This window comes from Clostridium sulfidigenes (genome assembly GCF_052067195.1).
In the GTDB taxonomy this organism is placed as follows: Bacteria; Bacillota; Clostridia; order Clostridiales; family Clostridiaceae; genus Clostridium_J; species Clostridium_J sulfidigenes.
In genome coordinates this window covers 106,973-132,868 of sequence record NZ_JBQHQR010000011.1, presented here as the reverse complement: position 1 = coordinate 132,868, position 25,896 = coordinate 106,973, and the positions used below count along the sequence as shown (strand labels likewise).

Here is a 25,896-nt window from a genome sequence, read left to right as displayed (position 1 = left end):
GGTAACATGTTCAGCTGACTCATACTAATAAGTCGAGGGCTTGATCTAAATAAAGACGAAATAAATTTCACTGTGTAATTTTGAGAGAACATTTAACCAATGTTTTCAAATCTGGTAATTATGCTTTTGATGGATACACCCGTTCCCATACCGAACACGAAGGTTAAGCATCAAGAGGCCGATAGTACTGCACGGGAAGCTGTGTGGGAGGGTAGGTTGTTGCCAGGTCAGGTGTGGCTCGATAGCTCAGTCGGTAGAGCAGAGGACTGAAAATCCTCGTGTCGCTGGTTCGATTCCTGCTCGAGCCACCAGTTTGGCGCTATAGCCAAGTGGTAAGGCAGAGGCCTGCAAAGCCTTTATCCCCAGTTCAAATCTGGGTGGCGCCTCCAAAAAGACTTGTAAACATATTGTTTACAAGTCTTTTTATTTTACTTATTAAATCATAGTATATCATTATTAGATTTAGTATATAAATTTTTATATAGTATGTTACATAAGAATTCACTTTTATTCCATTATAAAGTTTTAGAAATGTTTTTAGAGAGAGAGGTAGTGCTTTCATAGATTAAATCTTTGCGTTCAATTAAATCTATAGAAGTTAAAATTAAGGCTTCAATAGCTTTCCATATATTACATTGAGCATATTCTGTTAATGTTAAGTCCATAAACTGTTTTGATGGACAGTGAATTGATGGATCATTTACTATTGATATAGACGGATATATAGTAGGCGTAGTATGACTTACAGTACCAATTCCTAAGGGATATAGCATTTTTTTCCCGTAGTTCATTTCAATTAATCCAGTTTCTTTTAAGTTATTTTCAAATAATTTATTTACTATTTTATTATCTAAAAGTTCTTTGCAAGGAAGCTCAATTAGCTTAATAGAGCAATCTATATTTATGATATCTTCTATGCATTTAATATAGCTTCTTATATTTTCTTCGATTTTATGACATAACTTATGATCTTTTGATTTAATTTCAAATTTAACCTTAGCAGATGAAGGATATTCAACTAATGCATTATCACAGGTAAGATTTAAATGATCCATATAACATTCTTTTGAGATGTTTTTAACTAACTCGTTTATAAAGTGTACTGTATGTAGACAAACATCTAATGAACTTTGGTTAGCATTATCATTAGAAACAAGTAAATTATTATAATCAAGCTGTAAGGTTGTGCATGCTTGTGAAGTATTATTAATAGATGTTATATTATCCACATGAGGAGCAAAAATTACACTACAATTTTCAAATACATTTTCTTTTGTCATTATAATTTCTGAACCATTGGAGTATTTCCCTGGACATCCGATTACTAGAATAGAACCTCCTATTTTGTCAATGACAGAAGATAAACCTATGGCTGCACCTAAAGACATAGTAGCATTGGCATTATTACCAAAAATATGACCATCATCACTTCCACTACTATATTTACATATAAAACATATCTCAGGATGACTGTGTCCAATTCTGGCACGAAATGCAGTTGGAATATCTATGAAATTTTTTTCAATATTAAAATTATATTTTTGTAATAGTTTTATAATGTAATCTGATGATTTATATTCATTAAAACAGTTTTCACTATTTTCATATAAAAATTTATTAATATCTAGGATTTCAGATTTTATAGTAGATAAAAAACTTAGAACATTTTGTTTCAATTGTAACCCTCCCTACAATTTTATAGATACTAATATTATCAATATCTGCCCTTATGTAATTAGTATGTGCACATATCTCTATATTATCCAGTGACAAATTTATAGATAAATAGTGTTTTAATAGTATCTATATTTCTAAAAAATTTCTTATTAAAAGTATTTATAAATACAAGGAAATTAGACAATTTATGTAGATTAATAGATATATGGGTTTATTAATTTATTAACAGTATACTTGATGTTATTTAAAGTAGAAAAAGTATGAATTATAAGATGAAATTTTTTTTTTGGACAAAATAAAAAAAAGGATTTCATGAATAAAATATATTATAAGGGGCGATAATTAAGACAGTCTTAACAGGGATAAAACTTAGAAGGATTACTCTATTTTAACTAAGTTGACTTATTCAAAGACGATATAATAATAGAATAATAAGTTCTATTGGATAAATTTTGAGGGGGAAAAATATGAATAAGGAATGTATTATATGCAGAAAGCCTCTAGATAATGGTATACTTATATATGGACGAAGAATTTGTGAGAACTGTGAAAGAAGATTATTAACAATAGAAACTAGTACAGATTTTTATGAATTTTATAAGAACTGTATTAAAAAGAATATAGTTCAACTTATACCAAGAGGAGTGAGTGATAAGTGCCAAGATTACCAATAGTAGATGCACTATTGAAATATAAAAAAGAAGAAAATAGCTATTTTGCTATGCCTGGACATAAAATGGGAAAAGCATATGAAGATACAAAAGAAGGAAAGATTTTATTAGATAATTTCATTAAATTTGATATTACTGAGGTAGAGGGTTTAGATAATCTTCATAATCCTACAGGCATAATAAAAGAAGGACAAGAACAACTTGCTAATTACTATGGGTGTAAAAAATCTTACTTTTTAGTTAATGGAAGTACATCAGGAAACATGATTATGATATTTGCTACATTTAAAGAAGGGGATAAAATAATCGTAGAAAGAAACTGTCATAGATCAGTATTCAATAGTATAATATTACGTAAGTTAAAGCCTATATATGTTATGAATGAGGTAAGTGAAAAATATGATGCTCCTTTTTCAATTAATAAGAAGCATCTATTTAAATTAATAAAGGAAAATCAAGATGCTAGGGGAATATTATTAACATACCCTAATTATTATGGCATATGTACAGAGTTAGATGAAATAGTAAAAGAAGCCAAGAAATATAATATGAAGGTATTAATAGATTGTGCTCATGGAGCACATTTTGGAGTTATAGATGAATTGCCTGATAATCCGCTTAAGCTAGGTTGCGATATGGTTGTTCAAAGTGCTCATAAAACATTACCAAGCTTAACACAAACATCATTTTTGCACGTTAATTGTGATGAGCTTTTAGATGAGGTTAACTTCTATACTAGCATGTTTTTGACAACGAGTCCTTCATATTTATTTCTTGCCACCATGGATTATAGTAGATATTATTTACAGAAGTATGGAAGTAAGGATTACAGTATATTAATTAATTTATGTGAAGAATATAGAAGAAAAATAAATCTCATTGGTTTTTATCATATAATAGATGAGCATGATATAATTAAGGATAGTTCATCAACTAGAAATAAGGTATATATAGATAAAACTAGATATATTATAAATGTACCTAAAGGATTTAGTGGACATCTATTACTAGATTATTTAAAAACTAATAAGATTCAATGTGAAATGAGTGACTCAAGAAATGTAGTATTGATTTTTGCTACTTCAAACACAAGAGATGATTTTGATAAACTTTATAGAATACTAAAAGAGTGCAATAAGGATACTTTAATAGATCAATATATAAAGCCGATGCAGTTTGAAATTCCACTAATAGATAAATTACCATGGGAAACTCTAAATATGAAAAAAGTTGAGTGTAGTATTAAAGATTCCATAAATAAAGTGTGCGGACAAGCTATTGTCCCATATCCACCTGGGGTACCACTAATAATGCCAGGAGAGATTATTACAAAAGATATTGTTGATATAATAGGATATTATATCAACAATAATGTTACATTATTAGGAGTGAAGGAAAATAACTTAATTATAATAAAGTAGCAAAGAAACTATAGGAAAAGATAAGTTTGGAGGTAAGTTTTTTGAATAAAGGGTTATTAATAGCATTAGAAGGTCCAGATGGTAGTGGAAAATCTACACAAATAGAATTATTAGAGAAATATTTTGTAGATAAGGGTATTGAAGTTATAAGAACGAGAGAACCTGGAGGAACTAAAATTAGCGAAAAAATTAGGGCGGTAATTTTAGATAATGGCAACCAAGAAATGGATAATATGTGTGAGGCTTTACTATATGCTGCGGCGAGAGCTCAACTTATAAAAGAGGTAATAAAGCCTGCAATTGCTGAAGGGAAGGTAGTCTTATGTGATAGATTTGTATATTCATCTATAGTTTATCAAGGAATTGCTAGAGATTTGGGAATAGACACTGTAAAATCTATAAATGATTGTGCCTTAGGTGGACTTGAAGCGGATTTAGTATTTATGATAAGTATTCCATATGATAAAGGAATTGAAAGAAAGAAAAATCAACGGGAATTAGATAGACTTGAGAATGTTGGTATGGATTTTCATAAAAAAGTTTTTGAAGGATATTCAAAAATTAGTAGTATTTATGATAAAATAGAATTAATAAATGGAGATGACTCTATAGAAAATATTCATAGGAACATAGTAAATAGAGTTGAATCCTATATAGAGCATAAATAAATATTTAGGAGGGGTATTATATGAAATTAATAATTGCGATAGTTCAAGATGACGATGCTATGGATTTAATCGATATCTTAACAGAGAATGGGTTAAGGGTTACAAAGCTTGCAACTACAGGTGGATTTTTAAAAGCTGGAAATACCACATTAATGATAGGTGTAGAGGTAGAGAAAGTTGATACTGTTTTAGGATATATAGAAGAAATCTGCAAAGTTAGAAAACAACTTATATCATCACCTTCTCCGGTTGCTGGATCTACAGGGGTATATGTTCCGTATCCTGTAGAGGTAAATATAGGTGGTGCTACTATATTTGTTGTTGATGTAGATAAGTTTTTAAGAGTATAATATATTTAAGTAAAATAATGTACAATAGGTTAAACTTATTGTACATTATTTATTATATAGGAAGGAGCAAATGAGTATGATAGGTCATGAAAATATAAAAAATAGCTTAATTGAAGCAATTAATAATAATAAATTTACTCATGCTCATATACTAGTTGGAGAAAAAGGTATAGGGAAAAGTGTCTTAGCTAAATTTATAGCATCAAGGCTCTTAGGAATAGATGAAGTAAGGGAACATGTAGATATAATTAATTGGTCTTTAGATAAGGGAAAAGCATCCATAGGGGTGAATACTATTAGGAGTATTATAGAAGAATGTAATAAGAAACCTTTTGAGAGAGATAGAAAGGTTATTATCATAGACAACGGTGATAAGATTACATTTCAAGCACAAAATGCATTTTTAAAGACTATAGAAGAACCACCGGCTAATGTTTATATATTTATATTGTGTGAAGAATTAGAAAGCATGTTGGATACAATTAAATCCAGGTGTGGCATACATAAACTAAAACCACTATCAAAGGAAGAGATGATTTTATTTCTTAAGAATAGATACACAGGAATTGAAGAAAATAAGATGTTAGTGGCTATTTCTTTTGCAAAAGGAATACCAGGAAAAGCAGAGAGTTTAATAGAAAATGAGGATTTTAGTTTAATAAGAAATATAATTTTTGAACTTATATATAAAATTAAGGATAAAGATTATGAAACTTCTTTATTATATGAAAAGTTTTTTAATGATTATAAAAATATGGAAGAAAATATTTTAGATGTAATTATAACCATAATAAGAGATATAATTATTTATAAAGAAGTTGGAGATGAAGAGCTTATAATAAATATTGATAAAATATCCGATATTAAAGATTTAGTTAATATATTTTCATTAAGTAAATTAAATGGTATGATTAAAGTTGTAGATGATACAAGAAAAACTTTAAAAAATAATGTAAACTCGTCATTGGCATTTATAACGATGGTTTTGAGAATGCAGGAGGTTTAAATATGATAACAGTAATAGGAGTAAGATTTAAAAAGGCAGGTAAGATATATTATTTTAATCCTGGTGATTTAGATATAAAAAAGGGTGACTTTGTAGTTGTTGAAACCGCAAGAGGAATTGAGTTTGGTGAGTGTGTAGTTGGTATGAAGGAACTCAGAGAAGGTGAAATTGTAGCTCCTTTAAAGGATGTAATAAGGAAAGCTTTAGAGGAAGATATAAACGCAAATAAAACTAATAAAGAAAAGGAAGAAGAAGCTTTTAAGATATGTCTTGAGAAAATAAAGGCTCATGATTTAACTATGAAGCTTATAGATGTAGAATATACTTTTGACAATAATAAAGTAATATTCTATTTTACAGCAGATGGTAGAGTAGATTTCAGGGAATTAGTTAAGGATCTGGCATCAATTTTTAGAACTAGAATAGAATTAAGACAAATTGGTGTTAGGGATGAGGCTAAGATGACTGGAGGTCTTGGACCTTGTGGAAGAAGTTTATGTTGCTCTACATTTTTAGGTGAATTTGCCCCAGTATCAATAAAAATGGCAAAGGAACAAAACCTATCTTTAAATCCTACTAAAATATCAGGAATATGTGGAAGACTTATGTGTTGTTTAAATTATGAACAAGAAACATATGAAGGGATAAGAAAAAGATTACCTAAGGTAGGTTCTATAGTAGATACATGCTATGGAAAAGGAGAAGTAGTTTCTAATAGTGTAGTTAAAGAGGCGGTAAAAGTAAAAGTAAACCTAAAAGATGGTGAAGATGATATTAAAGTAGTTAGTATAAATGATTTAACATTAATATCTGGTAGCTATGAAGATATAATTAATGAAATTGATTTAAAGGAATTAGAAAATCAAGCTGAAGACCCTACACTAATTAAAGAGCTATTTAAAGAAAATTAGGAGGAAGGATATGAAGACCACACTTAAAGTTTGTGATATGGTTACAAGTAAAGATGTTACAAGAGTTAAGAATGCCATATCCGCCAATGAAGGGGTTATAGCCTGTGGAATACACAAAGCTAAAAAAGAAGTAGAAATTGTTTATGACAATTATTTTATAAACATAGAGGATATAATTGAATCCATAGAGAATAGTGGTTACACAGTTATATAATTATTCAGAATCCTTGTAGATATAAAGCTACAAGGATTTTTTTTGCATAAAAATAAACAAAATTAATTAAACATGTATATTTTATATAAATTTGTTAATTATTTAAATAGTAGTATTAAAATATAGAGAGGTGTTAATTATGAAATTTAAAAAACAAATAATAATAGCTATAAGCTGTGCAATTGTTTTGGGTGGAATATTTTTTTCTGTAAGCTATATAGGGAATAAAGATAAAAATAAAGAAACTAGTAACAAACCAGCTACAACCACTGACTCAAAGACTAATGAAGCTATAAATGAAAATAAAGAGAATACTGATAGCACAAAGGTCAATGATAAAACTACACTAGGACAAGAAGATAAAAAAGATACAGGTATGGAAGAAGTAAAAGAAGGATACTATACAGTAAAAGCTAATGATACTCTTTATAGTATAGCTAGAACTTACATGCCAAGCTCTGACCCAAATGAAGTAGTAGCAGAAATATTAACAAGGAATAATATGAATAAAGATGATATTATTTCATCAGGACAAAAACTCATTATATCTTATGAAACTTCATTGGTAACGGGAGAAAAAAAATCAGACCAAAAATCAGAAGAGGTAGCTTCAGCTAATACAGCAGAACATACTGATCACATTAAGTATGTTGTTAAATCAGGCGATACATTATTTAGCATATCTAAGGAGTATTTATCCAATATGGATATAATGGATGGAATTGAATTAATTAAAGCACATAATAGCCTAAATGAGGATACAATAAAAGTTGAAGACACTTTATGTATACCTAATAAATAATATACGAATAAATTAACTTTAGATTAAGGAGATATCTGAAGTAATACCATAGCCTATAAAACAGTTTTAAGATTTTATAGGCTGAAATATAGCCATGTAGAAATACTACATGGCTATATTTTTAATATTTTAACAGAATCACAATTGGCATAAACAAAGTCACTATCTAGAGTTAATAAATAATGTATATTATGACATATACAAGTAGCTATATGTGTAGCATCATTTATAGACAATAGGTTTTTAATCATTATTTCTTTAGTCTTACTCATACAGAGCTTATTTATTTCAACATATTCGTATTTAACGGTGTTTTCAAGTTGATTGTGCATGGTTACAGCAGTCTTATAATAAATACTTAGCAGATCTCTTTTAGAACTGTTTTTAGATAGGTTATCAAAATACTTTTTATAGGGAATTTCTCTTAGCTTATCTATTCTTTTATCCTTTATAATTTTTCTGTCATATTTACTAAAGGATGATATAATTTGTTTTATATTTGTTTGAGAATTAAAGGCGCTTTCTTTATCAATTTTGTGACGTATATCTATCATAAATATTTTATACATAATTTGATTTAAAACTTCAGCAGAAATTATATTTGTAACTAAAAGTTTGCACTGGTTATTGAGTAATATTCTGAATACTTCTATACATTCAGTATGTTTTATATCATCATCATAAACTAAACTTAACAAAAATGATGCATCTAACAATATAGAAGTACTTGATTGAAAATCTATTGATGAAAAGGGGTAAAATAATATTTCCATAATGCAAACCTTTCTTAATTGATTATACTGAATGATTATTGTATTATATTAAATTAAACCATTAGTTATTACTGCTACTTAAGTAATAAATTAAATATAACTGTATATTCCTATTGATACTGGTAATAATATAAACAGAGTTCTTAGCTTCTTCGAAGCTCTAGAAATCGTTATCCAGGGACGTAGCAGCTCTTTACTCTCACATTGAATATAGAGCTGGTAGTCATCGGATAAACAGAGTTCTTAGCTTCTTCGAAGCTCTAGAAATCGTTATCCAGGGACGTAGCAGCTCTTTACTCCCACATTGAATATAGAGCTGGTAGTCATCGGATAAACAGAGTTCTTAGCTTCTTTGAAGCTCTAGAAATCGTTATCCAGGGGCGTAGCAGCTCTTTACTCTCACATTGAATATAGAGCTGGTAGTCATCGGATAAATGACAAATTAAATCATAAATATAAACCCTAAATGCAATATGTTTTATTTAGTATATATTATTTATAAAGTACTAGAAAAAACATATTGCATCCCCCTATATTATAGTATGTAAAAATAAAAAGGTTTCCCCTTGATGGTTAAATATTTATAACTACTCAAGGGGATTTTATAATTTTAAGAATAAATTTTTGGATAATTAGTAGTTATATTATAGATATTATGGATAAGATGAAAAACATAGCAACTTATTATATAATAGGATATGTGTAATTTGGGTATTAGAAAGGAATTTTATATTATGAGTTTAATAAACATAGATGAAACGTTAGATGACTTACAGTTAAAGGGTATTCATATCATACAAAAAAAAGAGGGATTTAGATTTGGAGTTGATGCAGTACTTTTAGCCAATTTTGCTAAGGTAAAAAAAAATGCAACTGTTATTGACTTGTGTAGTGGAACAGGAATAATTCCATTTATAATTAAAGGGAAGAGCCAATGTGGAGTAATAAAGGGTGTAGAGATACAAGAAGAATTTGCTGAAATGGCAAATAGAACTGCTATGTATAATAATTTTAGTGATGAGATTAAGTTCATAGAAGGGGATTTAAAGGATAAGGAACTTTTAAAATCATTAGGTAGAGTAGATATAGTTACTGTAAATCCACCGTATAAGTTGTATAGCTCTGGAATACTCAATGAGAGTGATAAGAATGCCATTGCTAGACATGAGGTATGCTGCACATTAGAAGATGTTATAATCGCAGCTAGGACGTTATTAAAGGATAATGGTAAATTTTTTATGGTACATAGACCAGATAGAATAGTAGATATATTTACTCTTATGAGAAAGTATAAAATAGAACCAAAGAGAATAAGATTTATTCATCCTAAACCAGGAAAGGCACCTAATATATTATTAGTAGAAGGACAAAGGGATGGGGGAGCATTCTTAAAAATAGAAGATCCATTATATGTACATATGGAGGATGATTCTTATTCAGAGGAAATTAAAGCAATGTATAATTCACAATGGTTAGATTAATAAGATAAAGAATAGAAGAGGTGAGTAAAAGTGAGTGGTAAATTATATTTAATACCTACTCCAATAGGAAATCTAAAAGATATAACTCTTAGGGCCCTTGAAACTTTAAAAAGTGTAGATATAATTGCATGTGAAGATACAAGACAGAGTTTAAAGCTTTTAAATCATTTTAACATAAGAAAAACATTGATAAGTTATCATAAACATAATGAGAATGGGAAAAGTGAGGATATAATAAATAGATTAATAGAAGGCAAAAATATAGCTATAATAAGCGATGCAGGCACTCCAGGAATTTCAGATCCAGGTGCTATTATAGTGAAAAGATGTATTGAAGAAAATATAGAATTTGAAGTGTATCCTGGAGCAACAGCAATTACTACTGCGCTAGTTTATTCTGGACTAAATACAGATAAATTTTTATTTGTAGGATTTTTATCTAGAGAGAATAAGGATAGAAAAAAGGTTATAGAGGGGTTAGCAGATAGGCAAGAAACTTTAATATTCTATGAGGCGCCACATAGATTAGAATCCACTTTAAATTTCTTAAAAGATAACTTAGGTAATAGAAATATTGTAATATGCAAGGAGCTTACAAAGCTTCATGAAACTATATTAAGAGGAACATTAGAAGAGTCTATAGAGCATTATAAAGAAAATAAGCCTAAGGGTGAATATGTACTAGTGTTAGAAGGAAAAAGCAAGACTGAGATTATTGAAGAAATGAAGTCTAAGTGGGTAGATATGAGTATTGAGGAGCATATAAAAGAGTATATAAATCAAGGATTAAATAAAAAAGAAGCAATAAAGAAAGTTGCAAAGGAAAGAAACCTACACAAATCAGAGGTATATAAGTTTGGAATTGATATATAAGCAAAAGCATTTTGAAAAATTTTTCAAATTAGAAGGAATATGATAATTTATATTGAATATATTTACTGTATATCTATTAAAAAATAGATGGTTATCTCATTTTTTTCCTAAATTACTTGAGATAACAATCATTATAGTGTTATAATGGTAAATGAGATTTATAAATGAGGGGGAGGGAATTTTTTTGAATAAGAAGAATATATCATTAGTACTTGCTTTAGCATTGTCTATTTCTTGTGTTGGAACTAGTGCATTTGCAGATCCAAACAGTGATAGATCAACATATGAGCAAAAGTTGGAAGAAAACAAAAACAACTATAAAAGTGCTCAAGAGCAAGTCGATGAGATAGAAGCTTCAATACAGTCAGTAAATTCTCAGATGGAAGATATATCTATAGATATAGAAGATTTGAATGCTGAAATTCTTGAAGCAGAAGGCAAAATTGAAGAGAGCAACAAGAAGGTACAAGCTACTGAAAGTGATATAAAAGAACAAAATGAAAAATTTAGTGAGAGAATGAAAGCGATGTACATTAATGGTATGGGTAGTTATGTTGAGGCGCTTTTAAACTCAAATAGTATATCAGATTTTATGTCTAGATTAAATAACATAAATATAATGATAAACTCTGATAAAGAAATTGTTAGTAGTTTAAATGAAAAAATAGAAACTATTGAAAAACAGAAAAAAGTAGTTCAAGATGAAAAAGTAAAGCTAGATGCATTACAAGAAGAAAATAATAAAAAATTAGCTCAATTGGAAGAAAAAAGAGCAGAACATAAAAAGGCTTTAGCTAAAGCGGAAGCTAATAGAGACTTATTTGATGCAGCTGTGAAAGAATATGAAGCTCAAAAAAGAGAGACAGAGAGACAAATAAGGGAGTATGTTAGTAATGGTGATACTAGTAGCTCTAATAGACCGAGTAGAGGAGGCAACGGTGATTCAAATGTGATAGCACCTCCAAATGCTTCAGGAAGCTCTATAGTTGGTTATGCATATAAATTTTTAGGAGTTCCATACCAATGGGGTGGAAACGGGCCTAATACTTTTGATTGCTCAGGCTTAACTAAATATGTTTATGCTGCCAATGGAATAAGTCTTCCTAGAGTAGCGCAGGATCAAATGAACGCAGGAACACCAGTTTCTAATCCTCAACCTGGAGATTTGGTATTCTTTGGTTCAGGTGGATATGCATACCATGTTGGTATATATGTAGGTAATAATTCTTACCTTCATGCTCCTCAAGATAATGAGGTTGTAAAGATATCGCCTATGAGTAGATACGATTATATAGGGGCAAGAAGATATTAATTTCTAAAGACAGGATCAGTAATTTAATTGCTGGTCTTTTATTTTAGGGTGAATAGATAGATTTATATAGTATATACGATATAAATAATAAAAACGTTACTTATTTCTAAGTAACGTTTTTATTATTTATTGTTGATTCTTTAATTCATTTAGACATTTTTGACAGATGTTTTTAGATTTATAGTTAACCACATCACGAGCATCTCCACAGAAGATGCATGCAGGTTCATATTTCTTTAATATAACTTGCTCACCATCTACGTATATTTCAAGAGCATCCTTAACGTCAATATCTAAAGTCCTTCTCAATTCTACTGGGATAACTATTCTCCCTAACTCGTCTACTTTTCTTACAACACCAGTTGATTTCATAATAAATTCCTCCTATATTTTTGATTATGTAATCAAATAAAATTTAGTTAGCAGATATTATATTTAATACCATATAATAACTATAATACAAGAAAAATCATAAGTCAATAAAAAATGATAAAAAAAATAAATTTATTACATTATATGCCATTAATATATAATCTATTATAGTAATATTAATCACATAATAAGGAAAAGATGAATAATTTAACTTATAATTTAATATTTTAACATAAAGATACTTATTTTCAATACTATTTTATTTAGTTTGTGAATTGATTCTACAAAAAATATCAAAATTTGAAGGAGGTACAGTCATATTATTCAGTGTTCTAGACAGAAAATAAAAAATATTATGCACAACCCATCTGTGGATAATGTGGATAATATATAAAAACTTCTAAAGTTAATGGAATTATAGGAATTATCATGTATATATTAATCAACAGCTGATGTTGATATTATTTATAATAATATGTTAGTAAAATGTGATTATTGTTAATAATATTGATATGTGCTTATATTTGAATGAATAATTTATATTAATTTCATAATGCATTAATAAATAATTCGACTTTTATTTTATAAGATATTTGTAAATATAGACATTATCTTTTATAATTAATATGAAGTAGTGTACAAAAATTTACATTATGATATATTTAACTAGTATTAAGGCGAGAATAAGTTAAATATTAAAAAGGTTATTAAAGTGAGGGATGAAAATGAATGATAGAGAAAGAGATAATGGGAATATTTTTCAAGAGGTGGTATCTAAATTTTCGGAGATGATAGGTGAGAATACTGAAAAAAGTATAATACAGTATGATGAATTACCACAGTATGATTTATTCTTATCACAAGTTAAAGATTATCTTAACGATAAGTTTAAGCACGATAAATTTACTAATAGCATACTTCAAAATTATATAAAGAGCGAAGTTATTTCTAAGCCAGAAGATGGTAAAAAAAGAGGATATACTAAACTGCATTTAGCTCAATTGGTTTTATTAGGATATATGAGGCCGATTTTGACAACAGATGAAATAAAAAGTGTATTTAGATTAGCTTTTAATGATATAAATAATAGGGAGGATGATATTCTTTCATGGGAAGATACCTTTAAATTATTTAGTGATTTACAGCAAAAGAATATAGAATTATTTTTTAGTGGAGAAGAGAAGGATTTAGAAGAAATAATTAGAAGACACTTGGAAAAGTATGAGTTTAATAATGAAGATAAAGAAAGAATATTAATATTCTTGTTAGTTATGATTTTAGTAGCTCATGCAAGTAATATAAAAAAACTGGTTACTACATTAGTTGAAGAATTTGGAGATAAATATAAGTAAAATATTATATGGATAAAAGAATAAAAATATCTTCTTATGAAAAGATACATAATAGATGACTTTATAAGGAGATGAGGTTATGAAATCAATCTATTTGATTCAAGTAGCTAATAGTACTAATAAGGATTTAGTAGAATTGTTACTTATGATTAAAGATAAAAAGATATATAAAGATGAGATAATATATACCCTAGGAGATATTACAGGCGAATTAAGGCTTAAAGTTAAAAATAATTACAATAATGAATTAAATATAGGTGATGTAGTAAATGTTAGTATAAAAGATAATAGTATAGTGAAGCTAGATTTATCAAAATCTAGTTATAATTTAAATGATTTTATGAACTGTGTAAAAAGAGATGTAAAATTTATATTAGATGAATTAGAAGAAATGACAACTCAACAATTTAAATGTGAAGAGGTTATGTCTTTAGATAAATATTTTTTTTGTGATAAGAAATTTATAAATGATTTTTCTCAAGGGATTGGAGGGTTAGAACACCATACATATATAGGTGGGCTTGCAGAACACACTCTTAACGTAACCTATTGGGCAAAGAAACTTGCATATAGGTATAATTGTAGATATAAGGAAGTTGCTATATTAGCAGCAAAACTTCATGATATTGGAAAGATATATGAATATTCGTCAATTGGAAGGTTTAAACCAACCATTAGAGGTGAAATGGAAGGTCATATAGTTATAGGTATAACTATGATAGAAGAAGCATTTAAAAATAACCCTGGATTTTATAGTGAGGACTTTAAAAATCGAATTAAAGGATGTATTGTTCAACATCATGGAAAACCGGAGTATGGATCTCCTAAAGGGCCAAATACAGAAGAGGCTTTTATAGTGCATTATGCAGATTATCTTGATGCTACTATGAATAAGGTATCAAAGGTAAAAGATAAAACAATACATGATACGTGGTCGGATTATGAAAAAAAGATAGAAACTAAATTATTTATATAAAACCATAAAGCGAATTACTTAGGTAGTTTGTTTTATGGTTTTATTTTCAAAATATATATTAAGATGTATATACAATGGTACGATAATTCAATCAAGTAAAAATGTGGGGGGATTATTATGGGGAAAAATGAACATAAAGAGAATTATAACAATTATATTACTAAAGTAAATAAATTAATGTTAATTGTATTTTTGAGCATTATGTTTGTTACAGTAGCAGGTTCAGTTCTACAAGTTTATAGGGGAGATAGAAGGATTGGATTTGCAATATATAATATATTAGTAGCAGGTATAGCCTATGTTATAGCCATATTCTTATATATGAAAAACTCATCAAATAACATAATGAGATGGGTTTTGGCTACAGGATTTTTATTAGTAGATACATATATATTACTCACATCATCCTGTGCATCTGCTTTTGCAGCTGGATTTCCATTTATACTAAGTTTAGTTTTATACTTGGATTTAAAATTAATAACTACTGTTGGTGGAATAAATTTAATATCTATACTAATATATGCATATATGCAGGTAAAGTTAGGAAATAGCGCTGAGTTAAGTGGGATTTTAGGTACTACTATAATGTTTTTGCCAACGCTTGTAATAGTTACGCAATTTATTTCTAAAATGAATAAAGATATAAATAAAAATGTAGAAGAATTAAATGAAAATAGTAAGATACAACAAAAGATGTTAATAGATTTATCCAATGTATATACTGTAGTTAAAGAAAAATCTAATGAGCTTAGAGGAATTGTTTCTTTAATAGGTCAAAGTACAGAAATTGTAAATTCATCTATAGATGAAATAGCAATAGGGGCAACTAATACTAGCAAAGAAATTGAGAGTCAGACTAATTTAGTAAATAATATAAAGCATGAAATAACAGAGACTGAAGAGGTAACTACTGTTGTTAAACAATCCTCTGAGGAAGCTGATGAGGTAATAGACAATGGAATAAAAATTGTTCATGAATTATCTAAGAAAAGTGAATATATTATGAGCAAAAATAAAAAGGTTAGTGACATTATGAAGGAACTAGCTGAAAAATCATCTAATATTGCGGAAATAACTAATGTTATATCATCTATTTCAGAGCAAACTAATCTTCTAGCACTAAATGCCGCAATTGAAGCAGCTAGGGTTGGTGAAAGTGGAAAAGGATTTGCAGTGGTAGCAGATGAAATAAAGAAATTAGCAGCTGAGAGTAAAAATAACTCACTAGAGATAGGAAATATACTGAAGTCTCTAGAAGAAGATACTAATGTATCAGTTTTAGAGGTAGAAGAATTAGTTCATGCTAATGATGAACAACAACAATTGGTTAAAGATACAAATAAAGCATTTTCAACTATTCAGAAAAATGTATCTACAGTAAAAGAGGAAATGATAGGTGTGGTTTCTAAGGTATCTGCAATTTTAGATAGCAGTGAAAAAATTCATGATAACATTACAAATTTATCAGGTATAGCCCAAGAAACCATGGCAAGTTCGGAAGAAACTTCAACCATATCTCATGAAAATCTAAATAATTCTAAGGAATTAGAAAATATAGCAGCAGTGTTAAATAGTTCAATAGAGGAAATAAGTAAGTACTTCAAATAAATAGAGTTTTTAGTCATTGGGATTAACATATTAAAAAAATAATGCACTCTTTATTTTAAAGAGTGCATTATTTTTTTACATTTTAGCTACAAGAACTTTCACCTATAGCTTTAGATATTACTCTAAAAGTTTTTCCAAAGAATGTTTTTTTGTAAGAAACAATACAATCTTCAAAAATATATTCTTCATCTTTATCAACTGCAAAAGTTATTCCATTAACAGTTTCTACAGTATCATTTGATTTTTGTTCATCCAGAACAACGCTTAGGTTAGGGCCACCTCAACCAAAACCTGCAATAGCTAGTCTAACAACAGATTTGCCTTGTTTGCTTAAATTTTCTAAAAGTGCATCTTTAGTTTCGTTATCAAAAGTTATTTTCATTTTAATATCCTCCTTATAATTTGCTTTTATTTAGTATACCATGTGGTTTTACATTTATGCTTATAAATATTTGATAAGCTTGGTATTTACTTCTTAAGATAAACTAGGGTAAAAATTATACTGTTTATATAATTTATAATACAATATTTATATAGAAAGATATGTGATTTAATCACATAAATAAGCCAAATTAAAAAAATTAGTATTATAATAAACTATATTGACATTACAGTTTATTTAAAGTAAAATGAAAATAGTAAAAATTTAATAAAGAATCCTTTTAAAAACGGTACAGAGATGCCGGCAAGGGAAGATAATATTTTGGTATGAATACATTTGTAATATGATAAAATTTACAATAATATATTCATATACAAAGTTGTATTTACAGATATTTATAGCTTTCCTTGTTGAGGAAAGCTTTTTTTTATTGAATTTTATAAGTAAATCTTAATACCTTTAAATTATCCCAGAGAGGCTAAAAAGGAGTGTTTTATATGTTAAAAGGAAGAAATTTAATCGAACCAATGGACCTTACTTTAGAAGAATTAGACGAAATATTTGACCTAGCAGATGAAATAATAAAAGATCCAAGGAAATTTATACATGCTTGTGATGGGTACTTGCTTACTACATTATTTTATGAGCCAAGTACTAGAACTAGATTTAGTTTTGAAGCTGCTATGAATAGATTAGGCGGAAGTGTAATCGGATTTTCAGAACCAAATGCTAGTTCAGTAGCTAAGGGAGAAAGTATTGCAGATACCATAAGAACTGTTGCATGCTATGCAGACATTGCTGTAATGAGACATCCTAAAGAAGGAGCACCACAGGTTGCAGCACAATATAGTGATATTCCCGTAGTAAATGCAGGGGATGGTGGACACCAACATCCAACTCAAACCTTAACTGATTTACTAACCATAAGAACCCTAAAGGGAAGACTAAATAATTTAACAATAGGTTGTTGTGGAGATTTAAAATTTGGAAGAACAGTACATTCGTTAATAAAAGCTTTAAGTAGATATGAAAACAACAAGTTCGTACTAATTTCACCTGAAGAATTAGAAATACCAGAGTATATAAAGAAAGAAGTCCTTAAAAAGAAAAACATAGAGTTCAAGCAAGTTAGAACTATGGAAGAAGCTATGAAGGAAATAGATATTTTATATATGACAAGGGTACAAAGAGAAAGATTTTTTAATGAAGAAGACTATATAAAACTCAAAGATACTTATATATTAGATAATGAGAAAATGAATCTTGCGAAAGAAGATATGATAGTACTTCACCCATTACCAAGAGTAAATGAGATAGCATACGAAGTAGATAGTGACAATAGAGCTGTGTACTTTAAGCAAGCTAAGTATGGAATGTATGTGAGAATGGCATTAATACTAAAACTATTAGGAATTTACTAAGGTATATAAGGAGGAAGTAATATGTTAACTATAAATAGTATAAAAAACGGATTAGTAATAGATCATATAAAAGCTGGAGAAGGAATAAAAATATTTAACTTCTTAAACTTAGATAAAGCGGATTTCACTGTAGCCCTTATAATGAATGCTAATAGTGATAAGTGTGGGAAAAAAGATATAATAAAAATAGAAACTAGAATAGATATTGATTTTGAAATATTAGGAGTAATAGATCCAAATATAACTATAGATATAATAGAAAATGAAGAAATTAAGGAAAAAATTAAGCTTACACTTCCTAAAAAGGTTGAAAATGTTATTAAATGTAAGAATCCTAGATGCGTTACATCTATAGAACCTAACATTAAGCATATACATTACTTAGTAGATGAAGAAACGAAGGAATATAGATGTCATTACTGTGATGATTTACAAAAGGTAACTTCATTATATTAATAGATAGGATTGGAGAATACTTATGGAAATTTGCATAAAGAATGGTACAGTAGTTGACTGGAGTGGAACCTTTGTTGGAGATGTCTATATAAAGGACGGAGTAATTTGTGAGCTAGGAAGAAATCTCATAAAGGATTGTAAAACTATAGATGCAACAGGAAAGATAGTAATGCCTGGTTTTGTAGATTTACATGTGCATTTTAGGGATCCAGGACTTACACATAAGGAAGATATACAATCAGGTTCTCATGCTGCAGTTAAAGGTGGATATGTAATGGTAAACCTTATGGCAAATACAAATCCAGTATGTAGCACTATGGAGACAGTTAATTATGTTATAAATAGGGGTAAGGAAGTAGGACTTATAGATATTAATCAAGTTATATCTATAACTAATAAGTTTAGTGGAGATGACATAAGCCATTTAGATAAGCTAAAAAAAGGTGATATAAAAGTAATATCAGAAGATGGAAAAGATGTTATGCACAGCGAAGTTATGTTAAATGCTATGATTAAGGCTAAAGAGAAGGATATAACTGTTATGTGCCATTGTGAGAATCATAATCTATCTGATATAGATATGAGACTGGCAGAAAATACTATGACTTGGAGAAATATAACTTTAGCAAAACATGCAGGGTGTAAAGTTCACTTTTCCCATGTAAGTACCAAAGAATCTATGGAATATATCATTAAAGCAAAGGAAAAAGGTCATAAAGTTACTTGTGAAGTATCTCCCCATCATATAGCTTTAACAAATGATGTAGAGTATAGAGTAAATCCACCTCTTAGAGAAAAGGAAGATATGGAATATTTAATCCAAGCTATAAAAGGTGGATATGTGGATAGCATTGCTACAGATCATGCACCTCATACTGAAGAGGATAAGAAAAAAGGAGCTCCAGGAATATCAGGAATAGAAACAGCCTTTGGAGTTTCTTATACAAAGCTTGTAAGGTCAGGTCATATAGATTTAAGTAAGCTAAGCGAAATCATGAGTAAGAGACCTAGTGAAATACTAGGAGTTAATAAGGGTCAAATAGATATAGGTTATGATGGAGATTTAGTAATACTAGATTTAGAAAAAGAATATGAGATACGTAAGGAAGAATTTTTATCAAAAGGTAAAAATACTCCATTTAATGGTATGAAAGTATATGGAGAAGTTATAACTACCATAAAAGGTGGTAAAGTTGTTTATAAAAAATAGAAAAGTGAGGGAGTATCATATGATTATAGATAGACTATTCGATATAATTGCAAAAAAAGGACATGTATGTGTGGGACTAGATACAGATATATCATATATACCAGAAAGTTTTATGAAGAAATTTGAAAACATAGGTGATGCAATTTTCGAATTTAATAAAGCTATAATAGATGAAACTATAGACCATGTAGCTTGCTATAAACCACAAATAGCATATTATGAAGCATATGGATTGGAAGGATTAAGAGCTTATTCTAATACATTAAAGTATATAAGGGAAAAGGGAGCAATATCTATAGGAGATATAAAAAGAGGCGATATTGCTAAAACGGCTGAAATGTATGCTAAAGCACATTTTGCAGGAGAATTTGAAGCTGATTTTATAACGCTAAGTCCATATATGGGATTAGATAGTATAGAGCCATACTTACCTTATATTGAAAATAGTGAAAAGGGAGTTTTTGTACTGATAAGAACTTCAAACAAAGGTAGTAAGGATATTCAATATATAGAAACTAAGGGTGATAGAAAAGTATTTAATGTAGTAGGGGAAACTATAAATAATTTAGGGAAAAATTATATAGGTAAGTGTGGGTATAGTTCTATAGGTGGGGTTATAGGATGTACCCATGTAGATGAAGGTATAGAAATAAGAAATTCTTTAGACAGTACATTCTTTTTAATACCAGGATATGGTGCTCAAGGTGGAAAAGCAGAAGATGTAGCCCTTTATCTTAAGGATGGAAATGGAGGAGTTGTTAACTCTTCAAGGGGTATAATGCTTGCATATAAAGGAAAACTAGATGGTGAAGAAAACTTTGCTAAGTATGCAAAAGAAGAGGCAATTAGAATGAAAAATGAAATTCTAACAGCTATAGGAAATCTAAAAAAATAAATTTAATTACAGTTCATGCCATACAACTTTATTGTATGGCATTATATTAGAATAAATTATTAGGAGATTAGAATGAAAAAAGATAATTATGAATACAAAGTTTGTAAAGTAATAGAGAATAAAGAAGTTGCTAAAGGAATATTTAAATTATCTATAGAGGGGAAGTTTCGAGGAGAACCTGGACAGTTTTATATGCTAAGAGCCTGGGAAAAGGAACCTATATTATGGAGACCTATTAGTATTCATAATATAACATCAAATTCTATAGAATTCCTATATCAACTAGTTGGAGAAGGAACAAAATTATTAAGTTATCTTATACAAGGACAAGAGGTTAAGGTTATGGGTCCATTAGGAAATGGCTTTGACTTAGAAGAGATAAAAGGCAAGGTTGCAGTAGTATCAGGAGGAATTGGAGTTGCTCCAATGAGATACCTGGTAGATAACATAAAGGATTCGGAAGTTCATATATTTGCTGGCTTTAGAGATGAAGTTTATGGGTTAGAAGAAATAAGTGAGTTAGATTTATCAGTAAAGGTGTCTACAGAAGATGGTAGTGTTGGACATAAAGGATATGTAACGGAACTATTTAATCCTAAAGACTATGACTTAGTTTTATGCTGTGGACCAGAGGTTATGATGTATAGAGTAATTGATATGTGCAAGGAAGTGGGTACAAAGATATATGTATCAGAAGAAAAGAAGATGGCTTGTGGAGTAGGAGCTTGTCTTGGTTGTACATGTAAAACAGTTAGTGGAAATAAAAGAACATGTAAAGATGGTCCTGTATTTAATGGATTAGATTTAGAGTTTTAAAGGAGAAATTATGCTTAAGGTAAATATTTGTAATAAGGAATTCAAGAATCCAATAATGACAGCATCAGGTACTTTTGGCTTTGGTGAAGAGTATAGTAAGTTTTATGATATAGCAAAACTTGGAGGAATTTGTAGTAAGGGCTTAACCTTAAATCCAAGACAAGGTAATGATGGAGTAAGAATCAAAGAAACAACAGGTGGAATGCTTAATAGTGTAGGACTTCAAAACCCAGGAGTAGAAAACTTTATAAAAGATGAACTTCCAAAGATGAAAGAATATAACACTAATATAATAGCTAATGTTGGTGGAGCTACAGTAGAAGAATATATAAGTATAATCGAGAAGTTAAACCAGGTTGATGTAGACATCATAGAACTTAACATTTCATGCCCCAATGTAAAACATGGTGGTATGGCTCTAGGGATAAAATCAAATGTTGCCTATGAGGCAGTAAAAGAAGTGAAGAAGGTATGTAAAAAACCATTGATGGTGAAGTTATCTCCTAATGCAGAAAATATAGTAGAGATGGCGCTTAGTTGTGAAGAAGCGGGAGCTGATTCACTATCATTAATAAATACTTTTCAAGGAATGTCTATAGACTACAAAAAACGAAAGGCTGTATTTGATAATATCTATGCAGGATTCTCGGGACCAGCAGTAAAGCCTATGGCTTTAAGAATGGTTCATCAAGTGTGTAAGGCATGTAAGGTTCCAGTAGTTGGTCTTGGCGGTATTACAAATTGGGAAGATGCTATAGAGTTTATAATGGCAGGAGCTACAGGGATCCAAATAGGTACAGCTAATTTTATAAATCCTTTTGCACCATTAGAAATTATAAAAGGAATAGAAGACTTTTTAATAAAAGAAAATATTAAAGATATTAGTGAAATTAGAGGAATAGTATAGGAGGAAAATATTATGGAAAATAAAATTGTAGATATATTAGTTCAGTGTGAGGCATTATTAGAAGGGCATTTCTTGCTATCATCAGGTAAACATAGTAATAGATACTGTCAATGTGCAAAATTACTACAGTATCCAGATAAGGCAGCGCAAGTATTGGAAGTAGTTGCAAACAAGGTTAAAGATTTAGATGTTGATATGTTAGTAGGTCCTGCTATGGGAGGAATAATAGTTGCTTATGAGCTAGCAAGACAACTAGGAAAGCCAGGGATATTTACTGAAAGAAAAGACGGTGTAATGACATTAACAAGAGGCTTTGAAATTAAGCAAGGACAAAGAGTTTTAATTACAGAAGACGTAGTTACAACAGGAAAATCTACTATGGAAGTTGTAGAAGTGCTAAGAGGTTTAGGTGCAGAAGTTATAGGTGTATGTTGTATAGTTGATAGGAGAGTTGAAAATTGTGCTTTAACTCTTCCGGTTTATAGTGCATGTAAGTTGGAAATAGAAAGCTTTGATAAGGAAGAATGCCCACTATGTAAAAAAGATATACCTTATGTAAAACCAGGTAGCAGAAACATTAAATAATTGAATAATTAACCAAGTTGTAATAGAGTTCACCTTACTTATAGATTTTATATAGGGAGGTGAATTTTTTTATAAGAGATGGTGCAAATAAATTTTATATTATAACTAATGATTATAGTCATAAATTATATAATAGGATAATATTATATATCATTAATTAACAACTGGTGTAAGGAGAATGTAAATATGATTAATGATGTTCCTAGTATTATATATGATAAAAATAAAAATCCTCTTAGAGTTATAAAATCATCAAGAGTATTCTTTAAGAAACATGGAAGAGTTGGATATGTATTTCATGTTGAAAGGGAGGAAAGAATAACAAGTATAAGTGAATTTGACTTAGTTGAAAACAATGGGAATTTTGTTGTTACGAATGATATATTTGAGAATTCAGATACGATGTAAAAGGTGGAGATATAATTTAGAATAGGAATATACTTATGCTTATAAGCCAAACTATATATAGTTATTTATTATTAATTCTATAGATTATAGAAACTAAATTAATATAATTATATATAGGAGGATATAAAATGAAAGGAAAAATAAATGATATATTATTATTTATTGTAGTATTATTAATTATAGTAACGGTGGTATTAATGGGATGTAATAGTAATAGTAAAAAAAGTGATACTGTGGGAGCCGGTCCTACTGTTGAAGATATGAGTGATGAGCCTATAGATAAAGAAGTAGAAATTAGAAATGCTATATCCACCTGTGAGAGAATTATGGCAAACATTGAAGAAATTCCAGAAATACAATCTTCGGTAACCTATATAAACCATGAATCTGTATTAGTTGCATTAAAGTTAAAGGATAACTACAATAATATATCTCCGGAACTACGAATGGAAGTTGAAAAAAAAGTTAAGGACATCTATTCTAATGCCAAAACCATAGCTATAAGTGATGACGAATATGTATATGAGTCAATAGCCAAATTGTTGAAGTCTTTTAAGGAGAATAAGCCATTAGAAGAATTTAAGAAAGATTTAGAAGAGATAATAGAGAATATGTAATAAACATTTTAAAAAGTCCAAGGTTGAATTTTAATAACCTTGGACTTGTATTTTTATATATCTTATATTTTACTTATTAAACATATAGATTGAGAGGAAATTCCTTCTTCAATACCAGTAAAACCAAGACCTTCTTCAGTAGTAGCCTTTACATTAATTTGATCTATAGAAATCCTTAATGCTTCACTAATATTTTCTCTCATGGATGTAATATAAGGAGACATTTTAGGACACTGTGCAATTATTGTTGCATCTATGTTTTCTATTTTATAATTATTTTTACTTAATAACTCTCTAACTTCATTAAGAAGTTTAATACTAGAAATGCCTTTAAATTCAGCATCTGTATCAGGAAAGTGCTTTCCTATATCACCAAGTGCTGCAGCACCTAGTAAACTATCCATAATTGCATGAATAAGAACATCAGCATCTGAATGACCTAAAAGCCCAAGTGTATGTGGTATTTTAACTCCACCAATAATTAAATCTCTATTAGGAACTAACTTATGTACATCATATCCTAAACCAATTCGCATATATAAACCTCCAATAAATAATAAATAATAAATAATATATCAACTTAAGTTTAACACAGTTTAATCATTAGTAACTATTAGAAAGATAAAAAAGTTTAAGTGTGTAACATCTAATTTCCCTAGTAAAGATGTATAATTAAAAAGTTATAAACATGTTATTCACATTAGTGTGGATAATGTTGATAAAATTTCACGTGTTTATAAGGTATATATGGAGTCTAGAAGAGAAATTATAGAATTATAAGATGAAAATCTATGTATTAACATTGAATTCACTAAGTTATAAACAGGATACCTGTGGATAATGTTAATAATATGGACAAGTTGATAATTTAACAGTATATAAAATTATATTATGAAGCATCGACAAAATTTTATTAACAATGTATGTTAATAAAATAATATGTAGAAATTTAGTATTGAAAATATTACAAAATATGATATAATTTTATATGGATTTACAAAGAGTAGAAATACTCTTAATATTTTGTATCAACTATGTAAATGTATACAAAAGGTTATATACTATTTGGTATATCATTTACTAAGTATTAAATTTATTTGGAAATATGGAGGATTTAAAATGAAAAGAATAATTGCATTAGTATTAACAGCAACAATAGGTTTAGCATTAGTAGGATGTGGAACAAAAACTAATACTTCAGAGGATTCATCAGCTAAAACTACTGAGCAAGCTTCTACTGAAGATAGTAAAGAAAAAGAAAGCACAGAAGTACCAGAGGTTACTTATGAAAGCTTTGAATCACTATTAAATAGTTTTGCTAACAAAGAATATTATTATAATGAAGCAAACACTTTAAAATTACTTACTGATGAAGATGAAGCTGCATATGTAAAAAAGGCAGAAGCTGCTCTTGATAAAGTATTAACTGATGAAAAAATAGACAAATCAAAGGCAAAAATATATCAGTATTACAGAAATGTAAACGGCAAAAAAGATCAAGTTGCATATGTAATTACTTATGGAGATAATAATACTGCAGAGAAAATATATGAAGTTTATTCAGATGTATCTGATGATTTTGAAATAACTTTTAAAGAAGTAAAAGAAAATAGTGACATAATTGCACATAAGCAATTTGCAGAATTATTTAAAGGTGAATTTTAATTAAAATAAAAAATAAAAAAGAAGGAGATAGAATTAAATATCTTCTTCTTTTTTATTTTTTTACTTA

At 28.8% G+C, this 25,896-nt stretch carries 28 protein-coding genes, 2 tRNA genes and 1 rRNA gene; 27 read left to right on the top strand and 4 right to left on the bottom strand.

Annotated elements, in window-relative coordinates; all coding sequences use genetic code 11:
• The first annotated feature begins 110 nt into the window (after window positions 1-110).
• The 3 genes from rrf (at window position 111) to ACTNBA_RS13430 (ending at window position 389) form a co-directional block, all read left to right on the top strand.
• A 5S ribosomal RNA gene (gene rrf / locus ACTNBA_RS13440) occupies window positions 111-228 on the top strand.
• A 7-nt stretch (window positions 229-235) separates the two neighbouring features.
• Window positions 236-311, top strand: a tRNA-Phe gene (locus ACTNBA_RS13435).
• 4 nt (window positions 312-315) lie between these two features.
• Window positions 316-389, top strand: a tRNA-Cys gene (locus tag ACTNBA_RS13430).
• Window positions 390-515: 126 nt separating this feature from the next.
• Here the strand turns inward: ACTNBA_RS13430 and ACTNBA_RS13425 are convergent.
• The gene (locus ACTNBA_RS13425) at window positions 516-1,676 is read right to left on the bottom strand and encodes a zinc-binding metallopeptidase family protein (protein ID WP_441074709.1); all 1,161 of its coding nucleotides are present in this window, start codon (window positions 1,674-1,676) and stop codon (window positions 516-518) included.
• Window positions 1,677-2,144: 468 nt separating this feature from the next.
• Between ACTNBA_RS13425 and ACTNBA_RS13420 the strand changes: the two genes are divergently transcribed.
• From ACTNBA_RS13420 to ACTNBA_RS13385, 8 genes are all read left to right on the top strand, one after another.
• Window positions 2,145-2,351, top strand: a complete 207-nt coding sequence (locus ACTNBA_RS13420) for a sigma factor G inhibitor Gin (protein WP_441074707.1) — start codon at window positions 2,145-2,147, stop codon at window positions 2,349-2,351.
• Window positions 2,333-3,769, top strand: a complete 1,437-nt coding sequence (locus ACTNBA_RS13415; protein ID WP_441074705.1) for an aminotransferase class I/II-fold pyridoxal phosphate-dependent enzyme — start codon at window positions 2,333-2,335, stop codon at window positions 3,767-3,769. Before ACTNBA_RS13420 ends, ACTNBA_RS13415 begins: the two co-directional genes overlap by 19 nt.
• Window positions 3,770-3,810: 41 nt before the next feature.
• Window positions 3,811-4,437 carry a dTMP kinase gene (tmk, locus tag ACTNBA_RS13410; RefSeq protein WP_441074703.1) on the top strand — a complete coding sequence of 209 codons (627 nt, stop codon included), beginning with the start codon at window positions 3,811-3,813 and terminating at the stop codon, window positions 4,435-4,437.
• Between the two features lie 20 nt (window positions 4,438-4,457).
• Window positions 4,458-4,787: a cyclic di-AMP receptor DarA gene (darA, locus tag ACTNBA_RS13405; protein ID WP_035130781.1), complete on the top strand. Its 330-nt coding sequence runs from the start codon at window positions 4,458-4,460 to the stop codon at window positions 4,785-4,787.
• Between the two features lie 76 nt (window positions 4,788-4,863).
• Window positions 4,864-5,793 carry a DNA polymerase III subunit delta' gene (locus ACTNBA_RS13400; RefSeq protein WP_441074701.1) on the top strand — a complete coding sequence of 310 codons (930 nt, stop codon included), beginning with the start codon at window positions 4,864-4,866 and terminating at the stop codon, window positions 5,791-5,793.
• Between the two features lie 2 nt (window positions 5,794-5,795).
• Window positions 5,796-6,704 (top strand): PSP1 domain-containing protein, encoded by a 909-nt coding sequence (locus ACTNBA_RS13395; protein WP_035130787.1) that lies wholly within the window; start codon window positions 5,796-5,798, stop codon window positions 6,702-6,704.
• A gap of 10 nt (window positions 6,705-6,714) precedes the next feature.
• Window positions 6,715-6,918 (top strand): heavy-metal-associated domain-containing protein, encoded by a 204-nt coding sequence (locus ACTNBA_RS13390; RefSeq protein ID WP_035130795.1) that lies wholly within the window; start codon window positions 6,715-6,717, stop codon window positions 6,916-6,918.
• A 139-nt stretch (window positions 6,919-7,057) separates the two neighbouring features.
• The gene (locus tag ACTNBA_RS13385; RefSeq protein WP_441074699.1) at window positions 7,058-7,720 is read left to right on the top strand and encodes a LysM peptidoglycan-binding domain-containing protein; all 663 of its coding nucleotides are present in this window, start codon (window positions 7,058-7,060) and stop codon (window positions 7,718-7,720) included.
• Between the two features lie 113 nt (window positions 7,721-7,833).
• On the opposite strand, the gene ACTNBA_RS13380 is transcribed toward ACTNBA_RS13385, so the two are convergent.
• The gene (locus ACTNBA_RS13380; RefSeq protein WP_035130799.1) at window positions 7,834-8,493 is read right to left on the bottom strand and encodes a type II toxin-antitoxin system VapC family toxin; all 660 of its coding nucleotides are present in this window, start codon (window positions 8,491-8,493) and stop codon (window positions 7,834-7,836) included.
• Window positions 8,494-9,227: 734 nt separating this feature from the next.
• Between ACTNBA_RS13380 and ACTNBA_RS13375 the strand changes: the two genes are divergently transcribed.
• The 3 genes from ACTNBA_RS13375 (at window position 9,228) to ACTNBA_RS13365 (ending at window position 12,159) form a co-directional block, all read left to right on the top strand.
• A complete protein-coding gene (locus tag ACTNBA_RS13375) occupies window positions 9,228-9,974 on the top strand; it encodes a tRNA1(Val) (adenine(37)-N6)-methyltransferase (RefSeq protein WP_441074698.1) in 747 nt (248 codons plus the stop codon).
• A 30-nt stretch (window positions 9,975-10,004) separates the two neighbouring features.
• Window positions 10,005-10,847 (top strand): 16S rRNA (cytidine(1402)-2'-O)-methyltransferase, encoded by an 843-nt coding sequence (gene rsmI / locus ACTNBA_RS13370; protein ID WP_441074697.1) that lies wholly within the window; start codon window positions 10,005-10,007, stop codon window positions 10,845-10,847.
• Window positions 10,848-11,031: 184 nt separating this feature from the next.
• Window positions 11,032-12,159, top strand: coding sequence for a C40 family peptidase (locus ACTNBA_RS13365; RefSeq protein WP_441074696.1), 1,128 nt, complete (start codon window positions 11,032-11,034; stop codon window positions 12,157-12,159).
• Between the two features lie 126 nt (window positions 12,160-12,285).
• Here the strand turns inward: ACTNBA_RS13365 and ACTNBA_RS13360 are convergent, their stop codons facing one another.
• Window positions 12,286-12,531: an AbrB/MazE/SpoVT family DNA-binding domain-containing protein gene (locus ACTNBA_RS13360; RefSeq protein WP_035130802.1), complete on the bottom strand. Its 246-nt coding sequence runs from the start codon at window positions 12,529-12,531 to the stop codon at window positions 12,286-12,288.
• Window positions 12,532-13,319: 788 nt separating this feature from the next.
• On the opposite strand from ACTNBA_RS13360, the gene ACTNBA_RS13355 reads away from it, so the two are divergent.
• The 12 genes from ACTNBA_RS13355 (at window position 13,320) to ACTNBA_RS13300 (ending at window position 24,164) form a co-directional block, all read left to right on the top strand.
• On the top strand, window positions 13,320-13,883 hold the full coding sequence (locus tag ACTNBA_RS13355) for a DUF1836 domain-containing protein (protein ID WP_414632299.1): 564 nt from the start codon (window positions 13,320-13,322) through the stop codon (window positions 13,881-13,883).
• 79 nt (window positions 13,884-13,962) lie between these two features.
• Window positions 13,963-14,859, top strand: a complete 897-nt coding sequence (locus ACTNBA_RS13350; RefSeq protein ID WP_441074695.1) for an HD domain-containing protein — start codon at window positions 13,963-13,965, stop codon at window positions 14,857-14,859.
• Between the two features lie 117 nt (window positions 14,860-14,976).
• Window positions 14,977-16,467: a methyl-accepting chemotaxis protein gene (locus ACTNBA_RS13345; protein WP_441074694.1), complete on the top strand. Its 1,491-nt coding sequence runs from the start codon at window positions 14,977-14,979 to the stop codon at window positions 16,465-16,467.
• An 879-nt stretch (window positions 16,468-17,346) separates the two neighbouring features.
• Window positions 17,347-18,270: an aspartate carbamoyltransferase gene (gene pyrB / locus ACTNBA_RS13340; RefSeq protein WP_035130807.1), complete on the top strand. Its 924-nt coding sequence runs from the start codon at window positions 17,347-17,349 to the stop codon at window positions 18,268-18,270.
• A 21-nt stretch (window positions 18,271-18,291) separates the two neighbouring features.
• Window positions 18,292-18,726, top strand: a complete 435-nt coding sequence (locus tag ACTNBA_RS13335; RefSeq protein WP_346871228.1) for an aspartate carbamoyltransferase regulatory subunit — start codon at window positions 18,292-18,294, stop codon at window positions 18,724-18,726.
• Window positions 18,727-18,748: 22 nt separating this feature from the next.
• Window positions 18,749-19,936, top strand: a complete 1,188-nt coding sequence (locus ACTNBA_RS13330) for a dihydroorotase (RefSeq protein ID WP_441074693.1) — start codon at window positions 18,749-18,751, stop codon at window positions 19,934-19,936.
• Between the two features lie 19 nt (window positions 19,937-19,955).
• A complete protein-coding gene (pyrF, locus tag ACTNBA_RS13325) occupies window positions 19,956-20,831 on the top strand; it encodes an orotidine-5'-phosphate decarboxylase (protein ID WP_441074692.1) in 876 nt (291 codons plus the stop codon).
• 72 nt (window positions 20,832-20,903) lie between these two features.
• Window positions 20,904-21,647, top strand: a complete 744-nt coding sequence (locus ACTNBA_RS13320) for a dihydroorotate dehydrogenase electron transfer subunit (protein WP_441074691.1) — start codon at window positions 20,904-20,906, stop codon at window positions 21,645-21,647.
• Window positions 21,648-21,657: 10 nt separating this feature from the next.
• Entirely contained in the window at window positions 21,658-22,554 is an 897-nt protein-coding gene (locus tag ACTNBA_RS13315) for a dihydroorotate dehydrogenase (RefSeq protein WP_441074689.1), read from the top strand.
• A gap of 12 nt (window positions 22,555-22,566) precedes the next feature.
• On the top strand, window positions 22,567-23,139 hold the full coding sequence (pyrE, locus tag ACTNBA_RS13310) for an orotate phosphoribosyltransferase (protein WP_441074688.1): 573 nt from the start codon (window positions 22,567-22,569) through the stop codon (window positions 23,137-23,139).
• Between the two features lie 186 nt (window positions 23,140-23,325).
• Window positions 23,326-23,547 (top strand): hypothetical protein, encoded by a 222-nt coding sequence (locus ACTNBA_RS13305; RefSeq protein WP_441074686.1) that lies wholly within the window; start codon window positions 23,326-23,328, stop codon window positions 23,545-23,547.
• A 128-nt stretch (window positions 23,548-23,675) separates the two neighbouring features.
• A complete protein-coding gene (locus ACTNBA_RS13300; protein ID WP_441074685.1) occupies window positions 23,676-24,164 on the top strand; it encodes a YhcN/YlaJ family sporulation lipoprotein in 489 nt (162 codons plus the stop codon).
• A gap of 62 nt (window positions 24,165-24,226) precedes the next feature.
• Here the strand turns inward: ACTNBA_RS13300 and ispF are convergent, their stop codons facing one another.
• Window positions 24,227-24,700: a 2-C-methyl-D-erythritol 2,4-cyclodiphosphate synthase gene (ispF, locus tag ACTNBA_RS13295; protein WP_441074683.1), complete on the bottom strand. Its 474-nt coding sequence runs from the start codon at window positions 24,698-24,700 to the stop codon at window positions 24,227-24,229.
• 583 nt (window positions 24,701-25,283) lie between these two features.
• On the opposite strand from ispF, the gene ACTNBA_RS13290 reads away from it, so the two are divergent.
• The gene (locus tag ACTNBA_RS13290; RefSeq protein WP_441074681.1) at window positions 25,284-25,829 is read left to right on the top strand and encodes an LptM family lipoprotein; all 546 of its coding nucleotides are present in this window, start codon (window positions 25,284-25,286) and stop codon (window positions 25,827-25,829) included.
• Window positions 25,830-25,896 lie beyond the last annotated feature (67 nt).